Source organism: Allobaculum fili (assembly GCF_020969955.1).
Taxonomy (GTDB): Bacteria; Bacillota_I; Bacilli_A; order Erysipelotrichales; family Erysipelotrichaceae; genus Allobaculum; species Allobaculum fili.
On the sequence record NZ_JAHDSX010000005.1, the window covers coordinates 21329 to 36478 of the forward strand.

The 15150-nt window shown below is 53.3% G+C and carries 6 protein-coding genes; all 6 read right to left on the reverse strand.

What is annotated here, in order from left to right; all coding sequences use genetic code 11:
- Window positions 1-189: 189 nt before the first annotated feature.
- The 6 genes from Afil_RS02125 to ade all read right to left on the reverse strand — a co-directional run bounded on the left by Afil_RS02125 (window position 190) and on the right by ade (window position 14832).
- The gene (locus Afil_RS02125; RefSeq protein ID WP_230266880.1) at window positions 190-6012 is read right to left on the reverse strand and encodes an Ig-like domain-containing protein; all 5823 of its coding nucleotides are present in this window, start codon (window positions 6010-6012) and stop codon (window positions 190-192) included.
- A 507-nt stretch (window positions 6013-6519) separates the two neighbouring features.
- A complete protein-coding gene (locus Afil_RS02130; RefSeq protein WP_230266881.1) occupies window positions 6520-7878 on the reverse strand; it encodes an MATE family efflux transporter in 1359 nt (452 codons plus the stop codon).
- 244 nt (window positions 7879-8122) lie between these two features.
- Window positions 8123-9292, reverse strand: coding sequence for an aminotransferase class I/II-fold pyridoxal phosphate-dependent enzyme (locus Afil_RS02135; protein ID WP_230266882.1), 1170 nt, complete (start codon window positions 9290-9292; stop codon window positions 8123-8125).
- Between the two features lie 275 nt (window positions 9293-9567).
- The gene (locus tag Afil_RS02140; RefSeq protein WP_230266883.1) at window positions 9568-11004 is read right to left on the reverse strand and encodes an amidohydrolase; all 1437 of its coding nucleotides are present in this window, start codon (window positions 11002-11004) and stop codon (window positions 9568-9570) included.
- Between the two features lie 157 nt (window positions 11005-11161).
- A complete protein-coding gene (locus Afil_RS02145) occupies window positions 11162-12811 on the reverse strand; it encodes a peptide ABC transporter substrate-binding protein (RefSeq protein WP_230266884.1) in 1650 nt (549 codons plus the stop codon).
- A gap of 263 nt (window positions 12812-13074) precedes the next feature.
- Window positions 13075-14832: an adenine deaminase gene (gene ade / locus Afil_RS02150; RefSeq protein ID WP_230266885.1), complete on the reverse strand. Its 1758-nt coding sequence runs from the start codon at window positions 14830-14832 to the stop codon at window positions 13075-13077.
- Window positions 14833-15150: the final 318 nt, after the last annotated feature.

The following is a 15150-nucleotide window of genomic DNA, read 5'->3' on the forward strand; positions in this document are numbered from 1 at the left end:
CTTCCGGCTTTTTTCTGTGCAGTTCCAGCCAAGTCGCGGACAGCTGGCCAAAACGGCGCACAGAAAGCGCCCGGAACAGAGAAAAGCCAGACTGCAGAAGATCACAGTCTGGCTTGAAAAAGCGAAGAAGGAAGAAGCAGGGTCGAAAACCTGTTTCTTGAACCTGCTTCTAAAACGTACTTCTGAACCTTACTTTGGAAGGTTTGCCGAAGACGGCGTTTTGCGCAGAGCGAGCAGTGCACGGTTGAGCGTGATGCAGGAGGCATCCAGTTTGGCCTGATCGTCTGCTGCATCTTTCGTTTCGAGTGCTTTGGCTTTCAGTGCAGCAATCGTATCCTGCCCGGCTTTGCCGAAGTCTGCCGTCCTGAGCGCATTGGCTTTGGCAAGAATCTGATCGATCAGCGTGTAGTCCAGAACGGCTTTCTTTTCGAGTGCGTTCAGAGCATCGTTCAGCGTTTTGGCCGCCGCATCGAGATCGGCCTGGCTGTTCTTGTCGCTCAGTGCTTTTTTCGCGGCGTTTACTTTCTGATCCAGAGCCGCCCAGTCGGTCGTATCCACATAGCTGTCGCGGTCGAGTTTTTCTGCTCGATCGATTGCGGCGCTCAGTGCTGTGGTATTCAGACTGGCTTTTGTAACCAGCGCATCCATCGCGTCGTTCAGCGCTTTGGCTGCAGCGTCGATTTCGTCCTGGCTGTTCTTATTTTCCAGAGCGGTTCTGGCGCTGGCGAGCGTTTCATCAAACGCATCCCAGTCGGTTGCGCCGATGTAATCGCTGCGGATCAGCTTGTCCGCCGAAACAATCGCTGTGCTCAGCGCATCCACATTCAGGCTGGATTTAGCTACAAGGCCTTCGATCGCCTGCTCGAGACGGGCTTTTGCAGCATTGATATCGGTCTGTGTGCTCAGGGCATCACGGCCGGCGACAACTTCGTCGAGAACGGCCTTGAAGGCTGCCCACGAAGCTGGCGTGTAGTCCGCTTCATTTTTTGCCTGGGCAATCTGAATCTGGGCATCGAGAGCTGTAAAGGAAAGTTTAGCGGAAGCCTTGAGATCTTCCAGCGTCCAGTTGGTCGCGCTGCGGATGCTCATCTTGCCGTCCTTGCCAATTTCGACAGGCAGCCATACGTAGCCGGATGTGCCCAGAGAGCTTCTGGTCCAGCGGTCGCCCATGTAAATGAACTTGCCGTTTTCCAGATCTACCGGGATGAAGCAGGTGGATTGCGTATGGAATGTTGTCTTGGACGTGTCATTGACACAAGGATCGCCGACGACGGTCCATGGGCCGAGCGGATGATCCGCCATGGCGTACTGCGCCTGGTTTGGATCCCAGCCGGTGCATCCGGACGTCATCAGATAGTACTTGCCATCGTATTTGAACATAGCCGGAGCTTCGCGGGAAGAATTGATGAAGTTGCGGGTGTAATCGGTAGCGGCGACTTCTTCTGCCGACAGTCCGGTTCCGTCCACGCCGCCTGTGCGATCCTTCGCCAGTCCGGTGTAGGCGTCATTGAGGCGGGCGATATACATCGTCGCGTTCATATCCGAGGAGTAAATCACATACGCCGTTCCGTCCTCGTCCTGGAACAGGTTCATATCACGGACTGCACCGCCGGTACCGTCAGATCCATGATCGGATACATGTTCCGCCGCGTAGAGACGGACGGTGGAAACGAGCTTGAACGGACCTGTAGCGCTGTCGGAAACCGCAATGCCGGCGCGGGCACGGCCGTAGCTTCCGCCGCTGGACGGGGTACGTCCATCCGAGTGGAACCACATGACATACTTGCCGGTATCTTCGTTATAAATGACTTTCGGACGTTCCATGACACTGCGGTCGTTGGCGAGATTCCAGTAGGTTTCTTCCGCCTTGTTTTCGTACTGCGGATCGTCTGGTTCTTGATCTCCGCAGTCGCCATAGAGGGCGCTGAAATACGGATCGGTTTCGAAGATGGAGTAATCGGCTTTGTAGCCTTCATTCTGATCTTTTCCGTAGTCTTCGCTGCTCACCGGAACGGTACGGAGGACAACGCCTTCGTCGGTCCAGTTGTACAGGTCATCGGACGTGTACAGATGAACACCGGCCATCGGGGTATAGCCGCTTGCACGGTCTTCGCCGTACCACGCCCATTTTTCCTGGCCGTCGATCTTCAGTTTCTGGACCTGACCGCCGTGAGCCTGAATGTAATTGCCGTTGTTGTCGACCCAGGCGCGGTTCGAATCGCCGCCAAAGGACGTGTAGGTGAAGGTTTCCTTCAAGCTGTCGTAGGCTTTTTCCATCGCGCGGTACATATCGCGCAGTTCTTCCTGCGTCGCGCCTTCTTTGGTGATGAGCGCCTGCGCTTCAGCTTTTTGGGCGTTGTAGGCGTCGAGGCTGTCCTTGCCGAAGGTGCGATCGGTCATGTCTTCTGCCTGTTTTGCGAGCAGAGCGGAAAGGGTTTCGCTGGTCCATTCCGGAGTTGCCTTGACGATGACATAGCTGATCAGCGGGTCGGCGTACTGGCTCGTGCGGTTCGGGTTATGAACGAATACATTGAGTTCGCCGTCATTTACGGTAACGTCCCAGGTCTGTTCAACGAGCTGACCCTTGGTCAGGGTAAGACCCGATTTTACCGTCTGATCTTCGAGAACGACATCGACTGGACGGGTATCCCACGGGTTTTTGAAGCCGAGAGTTACGGTGTAATCGTCATTGACGCGCTCTGGAAGTTCAAAGCTGAATTTGAAGCCGGACTCTCCGCTGACGTAGTCGATCGAATCGCTGGTGTACAGATAGCTGTCTTCAAGCGAGGTGGAATTGCCGCCGGCGGCCGAAATGGAATGTACGCCGTCTTCCTCGAGACCCCATTTGAGACCGGTCAGCGTATCGGTTTTCAGTTTCTGGGAAACCGAAGACTGATACAGACCGCGCTTGATATTGGATGGAGTTACGGACGGATCCGTAGTTCCGGCGTTGAAGACGTAAAGAATGCCGTCGTTGGCCTGAATTTCCTGTTCGGTCCAGGTTTTCGCCGGGTTGGTGATGTCCTGAATCTTGTCGGTAAGCGATTTGGTCAGATCGTCTACACCCTTCTGCGTCGTTTCCGGATTGCGCAGCGCATCGAGAGCGGACTGATGCAGATCGCCAAGCACCTTGATGTCCGCTGCCGAAGCCTTGCTCAGATCGAGTCCCTTGATCGCATTGACCGCATCCTGCAGAGCGTCGGTATCGAGCACTTTCGAAATTTCGATGAAAGCGAGCGTCGGGTCGGGCTGGCCGGACTGCTTTCTAATGACAAGAATCGAATCACTGTCGCCGGAAACTGTGGCCCGACCGGTGAAGGTATTCCAGTTGTTGCCGCCGTTCCAGGTGTTGGACGAACCGAGTTTTGTTTCGGTATCGCCCTGCTTCATATAAATATCCATCTTTCGGCTGGACGTTGAATCTTTCCACCATTCCTTAAAGCCAAGGCGGATCGAATACGTGCCGGCTTTGAGCGGGAACGCGTACTGAATGGCCTGATTGTTATAGGCGTACCAGCCGGAATCGTAGCTGTCATTCACGCTTGAGCTGCTGTGTTTGCCAAGATCCTCGACGTAGCCCCATGTCTTTCCGTTTTCCGGATCATATTTCTGATCATAAGTCTCGTTGAGGATATGGCTGGTTTCTACGGCTTTGGAATAGCGCGGGGAGCCGGCGTTGTTGCAGTCGACTACCCAGGAAAGCAGCGGAGAAACCGTTTCGATTTTGCAGGAAGCTTTGATCGCTGTGCCGCTGACGGTGCCTTCCAGCGTTCCGTTCGAGCTGAGAGACTTGCCTTCGGTATCCCATACGACGGTTTCTTCCGTCGTTGTATCGTCAGACCAGTTTGCCGAAACGGTCTGCGGCAGACGGGCATCAAAGCCGGACGGTGTATATACGGTCACGGAATCGAGACCGATAATCGTCGCGCCGACGGGTGTTACCCGCACGCCGCATTTGGCCATGAGGCCGCCGTCTTCTGTGACGGCACGGATAGTCGTTCCGCCTTTGGCTACAGCTGTGATTTTTCCGTTTTCATCGACGGTCGCAGCGGCCGGGTTCGACGAAGTGAAGGTGACCTTTTTATTGGTCGCATTTTCCGGTGTGATCGTCACCTGCAAAGAATACGTATCGCCCGGATGGAGATCGAGTTCATCCTTGTCGAGAGCAATGCCGGTCACTTCCGGTGTCTCCGGTGTAGAGGCGAACACGAGTTTTACACCCTGGTCATTGGACGATTCGTTCGATCCAATGTGCAGGCGCGTACCGTTTTTCGTTGCGATCGCAAACGTGATTTCTGTGACATCCGGATTTTTCTCGAGATACTTCTGAATCAGTGTGCCGACCGGGATACGAACTTCCGTATCCGTATCATCCACCGAGAACGTTTCTGATTCGGCTTTGCCAAGATCCTGGTCTACCGCCGGCTGGTTGTACCATGTCACGGCGTTTTCTACGGAGGTGCTTCCGCCGCCGTTATCGGTTCCATCGCCGGCGACCCAGTTCGAGTCCGCCACAGCCGCCTGCAGCACTTCTTCTGTGGCGCTTCCTGCATGTCTGGACTGATAAATGATCGAAAGATCCGCATCGATCCTGGAAAGATCGGAAGGCAGAGTGTTTTGATCTAACGCATAGCGAACGAAAGCAATTTTGCAGTCGTAATCGGAATTGGGTCGTTCGCCTTCGCCAAGCAGGCCCTGCGAAGCGTTGCCCTGAACCTGAAGGAAGGCTTCGGAACCATAGTTCTTTCCGGCTTCCTCACCCCAGGACTGAATATGGGTATCCGACTGAGCCGCAAGACCTTTGCGGTTTGTCGAAGCCGGGGTATATTCATCGGTTTTCGCAAATTCAGCGAGCGCTTTTCCGTTGTAGGGAATAACGATAACCTTGCTTCCGTGTTCATCGTTGCCGCGGTCATCGTCCTTTTCAGAGTCAATAACGGCCAGCGTCATGGCTTTGAGCGTCCCGTCTTCAATGTAGACGCCCGGACGTTCCAGTTTGGTCCAGGAGTTTTTCGTTCCATCGGTGTACTGCAGATGCTGAGCCATCGTTTCGGCGCTGTAGGCTGTACCCGTATGCAGAGTCCAGTCCTGAACGCCGTCGTAGCTCGTCAGATAGTAGGCATACTTTTCCTGCCAGTTGTTTACAACAATGTGATACATGCCGTCGGAATACCAGAGAACCGGGTCTTCCAGCGCGCTCGTGTTCATTCCCGGAATGTCCCACCACAGTTTCTGACGCTGCGTCGTCCAAGGACCGCGTACCGAAGCAGCAGTGGCAATATCACCGTCACGGCCGGTCGCCAGATACGTGCCGTCCGGACGCTGGGTAATGGTAACGTTGCTCAGACGGAACTTGCCGTCGGTCTCCATGATTCCGACGTGTTCCCATGGTCCGTCGAGCGATTTGGAAATATGAATGGATCCGTTCATCTGATCGCCGTGCAGACCGGTATCGCTGACGGAAATCGCGTAGCGATAGCCTTCCTTATAGGCTGGATCCGTTTTGGAAATTTCAAAAGCGAAGACGTTATGACCGGCGCCTTCGTAGTAATCCGGCCAGAGCATGCCCTGATCGGTATACGGGCCTTCCAGATTGTCGCTGGTCGCATAGACCGCTACCGATCCGCCCCAGCCGCTGTGGCCGTTGGCCTGATCCCAGCGGGAGGCGAACATGTAGTATTTATCCTTGCCCGTTTCGGCATCCGTTCCCTTAAGGATGGTGCCGTCCCAGTAGCAGTAGTTCGCCAGGGTGCGGTCTTCCAGACCGTTGTCCTGGTCGCGTTTTCCGACCAGAGGAACGCCCCAGACATCGTCTTTGAGTTCGCTCAGAATGGTCATCGGCATGAAGCCGTCGACAAATGAGGCCATTTTTGTCGTTTCCTGCGAACCGTCGTCGGATGCGTCATTTTGCGCGGGAGCGGGGGAACTCTGCGCAAGAATCGACATCGGCGTACCAGCCATCAGCAGTGCAGCAAGCAGACAGCTCGTTCCTTTTCGAAAAGATTTGTGCATAAATTTCCTTTCCTTATGGTGATGCGGTCGTGTCCTGACCCTCCCGTGCTGCCAAAACCTGGTTTCGATTCCGGCAGGCCAGACGGCAGGACAGACTTTCTCAGTTTTACTAAAACCGCTGTACCTTTACGCTATTCCGAAAGCGCTTTCGGATCAAGTCACATTTTTCGTCGAATTCGAAAACGCGTGTGTTTTTCTGTAAATTGGGCAAAAAGCAAAAATGCACAGGATAAAAATCGATCATAACCTTTATGTATCGCACAAAAAGGACAAATCTATCCCTTCTCTTTACGCGCGGCGATCCCGACATCTCTTTTGGCATCGACTAAAAATCCAGTAAATCAGCAGGTAAAATATGGTAAACAATCCCAGAGGCGCATGGAAAAAGGCGGCTCGTTTCTGTTCGAAAACAGAGGCGAGCCGCCTGAATTTCTGGAAAGAGAAATAAAGCAGAATAGGAAATCTATGGAGAACAGGAATTCCGGCCAAACGATCTGAGCTATGTCCTTATTCCAAAGCCTTGCCGTGCGGACGATCCCAGTAGCCGTAGCGCGGATTCATCTTCCACAAATACCAGAAGGCGACAATGGCGGACAGGCCTTCCGCAACCGGCGATGCCAGCCATACACCCTCAAGCTTGAAGAGAAACGGAAGTCCGAGAATGCAGGCCGTCTGAAAGAAGAACGTACGCGTCAGCGAAAGAATCGCAGAAACGACTCCGTTATTGAGAGACGTGAAGAAGCCCGACATCAAAATGTTGAAACCCGTAAACAGGAAGCTGAACGCGTAAATGCGAATCGCGTGAATCGTCAGATTCATCAGCGTCGGCGAATAGGAAACGAAAACCATGCTCAGCTGGCGGGCGAACACTTCTGCGCCTGCAAAAACGAGCAGACTGCCGACGATCGTGATTTTCATGGAAATGCCCAGCAGGTTTTTGAGTTCCTTATGATTTTGCGCCCCGTACTGATAACCGATGCAGGGACCAACGGACATCGTGCAGCCGAAGAAGACGGCAGTACAAAGAAACGTGATGTACTGAATGACGCCATACGCGTTGACGCCGTCCGATCCGATCAGCCGCATCAGCTGCCCGTTATACAGCATGAGTACAAAGGAAGCCGAAAGGTTGGTGACCATTTCGCTCATGCCGTTAAAGCACGACTGCCCAAGCGCCTTCAAGCGCCAGGAAAAGCGGACGAAATGAATCGGCGCTTCCTTATGCCGGAAAAACCAGATCAGCGGAATGATGGAACTGGTAATCCAGTTGATCGCCGTAGCCGCCGCGGCGCCGAAAATGCCCATGTGTCCCCAGCCGATCAGGGCAAAATCCAGAACCATGTTGGAAATGCCGCCAAACAGCGTAATCGCCAGTCCCAGTTTCTGCTTGCCCGCCGTTACGAGGAAAGACTGAAACGACGTATGGAGAAAGAAGAACGCCTGAACGGCAATAAGCGGAGCCCCATACAAAATACAGTCGGCCATCAGCTCATCGGTCGCACCCAGAAGGCGGCTGATCGGTTCCAGAAAGACCAGGGTAACGGCCGCAACCACAATGCCGACCAGCACTTCAAATACGATCAGCATCGAAAAGTATTCACACGCCAGCTGCTGCTTGCCCTCGCCAAGCGTCTTGGAGATGAGCGCGTTGCCGCCGCTGCCGATCATGAAGCCAAACGCACCAAGCATCCCGACCGCCGGCCAGATCAGGTTGAGGGAGGAAAAGGCCTGATCGCCGACCAGGTTGGAAACCGCCAGACCATCCACAATGGTATACAGCGAAGTAAACACCATCATCACCATGCTCGGTAAAGCAAACCGTAAAATCTTCGGCAAGGTAAAGTGATCCGCAATTGTCATTTTCATCCTCTGTCCCCTCCTTCTTTCCGGCTCGATGCATCGAAGCAGAATGCCCGATCGAGCCTTATCTTTCGGATTTTTTAATCTTTTTTGCGCGTGGCTATATTTATAGCATGCATAAAAATTCTCTTCAACTCCCGCATTCCGACCGACTGTCTCTGTCCTGCAGGTTGCGCACCGCAAAAAAGCACCTGGATTTCCAGGTGCTTAAAGACGTTCTTTCTGTTTATTCATTCCCTCTCCGCGTGTCTTAACGGAAAAGGCCCGACTCGGCAATCCGCCATGCAGCTTCCTTTACTTCCTCATCCGAACGAACGAGGGCGAAACGCACGAAGCGCTCCCCTTCCTTGCCAAAGCTGGTTCCCGCATTGACCAGAACGCCCGTCTGTTCCAGAAGAACGTTCAGGAATTCGGAAGAATCCACATAGCGATCCGGAATGGGTGCCCAGACAAACATCGTCGATTTCACGGGATCGATGGCCCAGCCCGCTTTGCCAAATTCGTCGATGAGCAGTTCGGCCCGGCGCTTGTATTCCGCGCAGACTTGCCGCGAGAAATCCCCGGACTGTTTCAGAGCCGCAATGGCGCCCTGATGAATCGGCGCAAAGCTCTGAAAATCGATGGTGTTAAGCAGCTTGGCGTACGGTTCGATCAGATCCTTATTGCCGACCATGACCGCCATGCGCGCGCCGCCCATCGAATAGGCTTTGGAAAAGGAATTCAGTTCAATGCCGATTTCCATGGCTCCGGGATACGCCAGAAAGCTTTTGCCCGGTTCGCCGTCAAAAATCAGTTCGCTGTAGGCGTTGTCGTGGACCACGATGATGTCGTTGCGGGTGGCAAAATCGACCAGCTTCTCATAAAAGGCGTCGTTGGCGACGGCACCGGTCGGATTGTTTGGATAGGAAACGACCATCATGCGCGCCCGCTTTGCGACATCCTGCGGGATCGCGTCAAAATCGATCAGATAATCGTTTTCCCGTTTCATCGGCATGTAGTACACGTCCGCACCGGCAAGAGAAGGCGCGGTACGGTAAATCGGGTAGCAGGGATCCGGAAGCAAAACCAGATCGCCCGGATCGCATAACGCCATCGGGATATGACTAAGCGCTTCCTGGCTGCCTTTCAGCGGGAAAATTTCTTCCGCTTCCAGCGAAACGCCATAGCGGCTGGCATACCATTCCTGCACGGCTTCAAGCAGATCGGCACGGGGCGAGAGCGAATACTGATAATTGTCATCGTCCAGGCACGCGTTCGCGATGGCCTGCTTTACCGCGTCGCAGGGCGGAATATTGGAAGATCCGATCGAAAAATCTATGACGGAATTTCCCGTTCTTGCCGTATAGGCTTCCTTAGCCGCAAACAGATCCGAAAACGACGGAGCGCTGATCTCTTTTACGCGGCGTGCTCCATATTTCATAGACATATCCTCCACTTTGAAAACTCATTATAGAGAGTTTGCCTCCCGCCGGCGTCGGCCCGGCGGGAATTTCTCCAAATTTCGCCCCATCCCGCTCAAAAACTCCCTGAAAAAAGCGTTTTCGATCTGTGTTCCGTTCGGCCTTTCGACTCTGTCTTTTGACGTCGTCTGAACTCTGTATGTGTAAAACGAGAACCGAAAGCTGCTGGCAGAGAACAGGATGCAAAGCATCGGAAACCGAGAACGGGCGCGCAGGGCGAATGTACAAAGACCGGCTAAAACTTTGTGTTCAGCTTTCCGTTGACCATCGTGCCCAGTACCTCTGGACGGCTTGTCTCGGTCCATTCCTGATCCAGGAACGTCAGATCGGCCAGAAAACCCGGTTCGATTTTTCCCAGCTCGTTTTCCTGATGGGACATATAGGCGCTTTCTTCGGTTACGGCCGATCGAATTTCGTCCATCGTCAGCGCATCGGGCATATGCAGGGCCCAATAGGCATTTTCAAACACATCGCAGTCTTCAATCGGGCAGTCGGTCCCCATGGACAGGTGCGTACCGCGCTTGAGCGTTCCAAACGCGTAGCTGGTCGCAGCCTTTTCTTTTCCGACCCGCGATTCAACGACCGCCTGATCCGCTTTCCAGAATACCGGCTGCGCGTAAACGCAGATGTGCTGGTCGATCAGCCGCTGTACCAGATCGGCATCAGTAATCTGCACGTGCAAAATGCCCCAGCGAAGCGTATTTTCGGCATCCTGATAGCGCGCAAAGACATCGAGAATCTGGCGAATGGCCTGATCGCCGATCGCATGAAAGACAACCGGCCGGTCCAGTTCCTTGCACGAACGGACGAAGGCGTCCATCGCGGCTTCATCCATCGTACGGATGCCGCGATTGCCCGGATCGTCCGCATAGTCTTCCTGCATCCAGGCCGTTCGTCCGCCCAGCGCTCCATCCGCGAAGCCCTTGAACGGACCGTACGTATGCGTCGGAGTGCGATACGCTTCAAACGCGCCCATGAATTCGCGCATTTCTTTTGGATCGTTGATGTTGACCTGATGATGAATCCGGATTTTTTCAGACGCTTTTTTATAGAGCGGCAGGCGGCGTCTCCAGTTTCCGCTTTTCAAATCCGCCGGCTGCACCGCGGTCAGCCCCTTTTCCAGGCAGTGATCGACGGCTGCGTTGAGCTGTTCTTCTTCGTTTTCTTCGAGCAGCTTCATAAAAGGGAGGCAATCGTCCTCGCTGAAAATGCCGTCTTCTTTCCAGCAGCCGGCTTTTTGCATCGCCGCGCTGTTGGCCGTAAGAATGTGCGTACAGGAGCGTTCGATGACAATCGGTATGTCGGCGCTGACGGCGTCGAGATCCGTTCGGGTCGGCATCCGTTTTTCGTTCAGATCTTCCTGATTCCAGCCCATGCCATGGACGATCCGCTCGCTTTTGTCGATCTGTTCCTGAACGAGCGTCTGAATGTCCTTCATGCTTCTCGCGTTCTGGAGCGGCGCGCAGCTGAGTGCCTGTCCGGTCATGATCAGATGAAGGTGCGAATCATGAAATCCCGGATAAATCCAGGCGCCTTTTGCATCCACACACTCATCCGACTCGTTTTGAAGGGTCTCCAGGGTTCCCGTTTTCTCGATTCGCGCATCATTGATCAGCAGCGCCGTATCATCTGGATGCGCGTAAATGTGCGCATTGAACAGTAAAGTTTTCATTTGGCTTCTCCCATTTTCAAAAGAAGAGACTGTCTCTCTTTCCTGAAGGTTTCTGTCGTATTTCGATCGTTCTTTTCGAATTTTATATATAGAAAAGCCGGAATGGGTATCCGGCTTTTTTTTCAGTATGAGTTTTTATCGTGAACTGGGCGAAAAATTACTCTTCGATCGTTACGTACTTGTAAACGAACGGTACGCCAACTGGGTTGTCGACGAGGTTTTTCACTTTCGGGTTCAGCAGATCGGATGCACCGGTCTGGAATACAGGGCCTACAGCCACGTCGTCCATGGCGATCTTTTCTGCTTCTTTCAGCAGTTCCCAGCGCTCTTCAGCCGATGCAGCGCTTGCGGCTTCATCGAGCTTATCGGAATAAGCGGTGTTCGGGTATTTACCAAAGTTGAAGGATCCGCCTGGGAGCAGAACGTTCAGATATGTAGTCGGGTCTGCGTAGTCCGGGCCCCAGCGGGTGAGAACGATGTCAAAGTCGCCGTTCTGCTGGGTTTTCAGACGGGCGTTCTTTTCCTGCTGAATCATTTCGATGTTCAGACCATCGAGTTTTGCGAATTCGGACTGGATGAATTCAGCGGCTGGTTTAGCAGGATCGCTTGGCTCAAACAGGAAACGCAGGCTGATGGTGTCCTTGCCGAGTTCCTTTTTCGCCTGATCAAACAGTTTCTGCGCTTCTGCAAGGTTGTCTTCGTAATCGCCGGCGAAGTAGGCTTCAGCGGTTTCACGATAGTCCTTGCCGTCTGGTCCGTTGGCCAGTGCTTTGGTTACAAAACCTTCAGCTGGGATGGATCCGTCTTTGAGGATTTCATCGGTCAGGTTGGTTTTGTCGACAACGAGAGTCAGCGCCTTGCGCAGGTTTTCGTTGGCGAGATCTTCGTTTTCAAAGTTGTACTGGAGGTACCAGAGGAAGCTTCCCAGTACAGAAGTGAAGGCTTCGTCGTCTTTGTATTTATCAACGAGCGAAGAGTTCAGACGGGCATAGTCTGCCGATCCGTTTTCGTAAGTCAGTGCGGCGGTCGATGGATCTGGAACAACGGAAATGTTGATTTCATCGAGGGCGACATCGTCAGCGCCCCAGTATTTCTGGTTCTTGACGAATTTGAGGGAGTTGCCCTTGGTCCAGTTTTCGAGTTCGAACGGACCGCAGAACAGCAGATTTTCCGGAGACAGACCGTACTGGTCGCCCTGTTCTTCTGCGAATTTCTGGTTGATGGGGTAGAACGGAGGGAATGTGGTCAGCGATACAAAATACGGAGTTTTACGGCTGAGCGTAACTTCGAGTGTCTTGTCGTCTTTTGCGGTAACTGCGATTTCATCTTTCTTTTCCGGGTCGCCCATGGCTTCATCTGCACCTTTGATGCAGGCGCCATCCGTTGTGAAGAGGTACGCATAGTCCGCTGTCGGGTCGGTAATGGTATCTTTCCATGCGTATTCGAAATCCGCCGCGGTAACGGGATCGCCGTTGGACCATTCGGCATCACGCAGATGGAAGGTATACGTCAGTTCATCGTCCGATACGTCGTAGCTTTCGGCAAGAGCCGGGACGATGTTGTGTTCAGGATCAGTGGTTTCCAGACCTTCGATAACCATGTTGATGGCTTCAAAGGACGTACCGTCGGTTGCCAGGGAGGAATCCATGGTAATGACATCGTTTTCCTTGATCAGGTTAAGAACCTGGGAACCAGTGGAAGATCCCGATGTGTTGCTCTGGTCTGTGCCGCCAGCTGGTGCGCTGGAGCAGGCCGCCATGGAAACAGCAGCCAGTGCGACTACGGACCCTTTTACAATCTTGTTCATAAAGAGTTCCTTTCTTCTTTTCCACCATTATACGAATCGCAATTCAAATAACGGTTGGATTTGGGAAAACCGAAAGGAATGATTTAAATGTGTTCGCTTTTAACCGGAAATTGATTTTTTCTCCTTCCGCTGTCGCTTTGCTTCAACAATCTAGTTAGCTATTTTTCAAAAACGAGGGCGCGCTTCCTCCACGCGACGCCCGCTGCCGTTCAAAACCGGATTCAGTCAGGAGAGAAAGGTAAAAACCGGTCGGAAAAGCCGCCCTACTCGTATGTGGCTCCGCTGGACACAAACGTCTGCTTTACAGTGTCAAACAGCCCTTTGTCCGTCAGACGAAGTTCCGGAATTACCGGCAGAGCCAGGAAGGCCAGACTGGTAAACGGGTCTACGCCTTTTTCAATGCCCATGGACTGTGCGAGCGCAATCAGACGATTCTGCTTCTCGACAATTTCTTCGGGTGCGGCTTCGCTCATCAGGCCGCCGACTTCCAGCGGCAGAGCCGCCTGAACGCGTCCATGAGAAGCCAGCGCATAGCCGCCGTTCATCTCGGTCAGGGCGTTAATCGCGCAGGCCAGATCTTCGCGGTTATCCCCGATCGCGATGACATTGTGCGCGTCATGCGCAAACGAGGAAGCGATGGCCCCGCCTTTCAGACCGAACCCTTTGACCAGACAGCTTTGAACAGCACCGGTTTTTCCATAGCGTTCGCAAAGAACGAGCTGACTGATGCCCAGCATGGCCAGCGGATCTTCTCCATCTTCGACGTACATCGTTCCATCGCGCGTGAGCAGTTCGCCTGGAATGAGTTCAATCCGGTGCAGATCGCCCGAGAATACCGGCAGATCGTCCGCCTGGAACGTCGGCAGATGCACGCTGTGATACAGCGGCGCAAAGCGTTTCCGCCGCTCTGCTTCGGTTTTCGCGTTTTCTGAAGACGACATGGCTTTGGTGAATTCCTCTTCGATCTGCGCGTACGGCTTTCCGTTTTTGTATACATCGATAATTTCAAAGTCTTTCAGATCCTTGACGATGACCAGATCCGCCAGATAGCCGGGAGCCACGGCTCCATGTTCTTTCAATCCAAAATGGCGGGCGCTCTGAATGGTCGCCATGCAGACGGCTTCGATCGGGTCGGCCCCGACATCCACGGCCTTTTTCAGGCACCAGTCGATATGACCGCGCGTTTCGATTTCTTCGAGATGCTTGTCATCGGTACAGAACGAGCAGTTTTCCAGCGATACGCCTTTTTCGATCAGGCCCTGCAGGATGGCTTCGAGATTTTGCGCGCCCGATCCTTCCCGCAAAAACAGATGCAGACCGGCTTCCAGCTTTTCGATCGCCTCGTCGGCATTGACCGCTTCGTGATCACTCGTAATGCCCGCCAGCCGATACGCCATCAGATCACGGCCATGAACGCCGGGCGCATGCCCGTCGATGGGCCGGCCTTCAAACGTTTCCAGAATTTCCAGCATGCACTTATCTCCGTTCAGCACATCGTGAAAACGCATCACTTCGCCCAGGCCAAACACCTGATGATTTTTCACATACGGTTCCATATCCCGGGCCATAAAATCGCCGGCGCCGTTCGTTTCAAAACCGGTGGAGGGAACGGAAGAGGGCATCATCACATAAATATCGAGCGGAGAGAGCGCGGCTTCTTCGAGCATGTAGTCCAGCCCGGCTTTTCCGCCGGCATTGACGATTTCATGCGGGTCCGCCATCAGCACCGTCGTTCCCCGCTTCAAAAGCGGCAAAGAGACGCGAAGGGGCGAAGCCAGCGTGCTTTCAATATGAATATGGGCATCGATCAGACCCGGCAAAACATACGCGCCGTTCAGATCGTGCTCTTCCTTGCCGGTATACGATCCGATACCCGTAATTTTTCCGTCGTTGATCGCAATATCTTTGGATACGATCGTGTGGGTAAAGACATTGACGATGTTCGCGTTTTTCAGAACCAGATCGCTGTCTTCGAGTCCTCTGGCTTTACGTATCGTTTTCTGCATAAATTCAAGATTCATAAATGGATTCCTTCTTTATCCCCGGACAAAGAGACTGGTTCAGCGTGTTTCGAATCGTCTCGACCGCTTCAGGCCGATCCGTTTTTCGTGGACATTCTTTCCGGGGACAGGATTTTGTATTTCGTTTTCAAAGCGCCGATCTCGCCGGCCTGTTATGGAGCCGCTTTGGGGATCGGTTTGAGAAAGTATACCTTTGACCTGCATAAAATTATAAGAATCTGGTCGAGAAACTATCCTTAGAAGACATTTTCATTTTTCATCGCCTGGCCGCCTGGCCAGATCTGCCCATCAAAAAAGAGCGCGTTTCCTGTTCTGGAA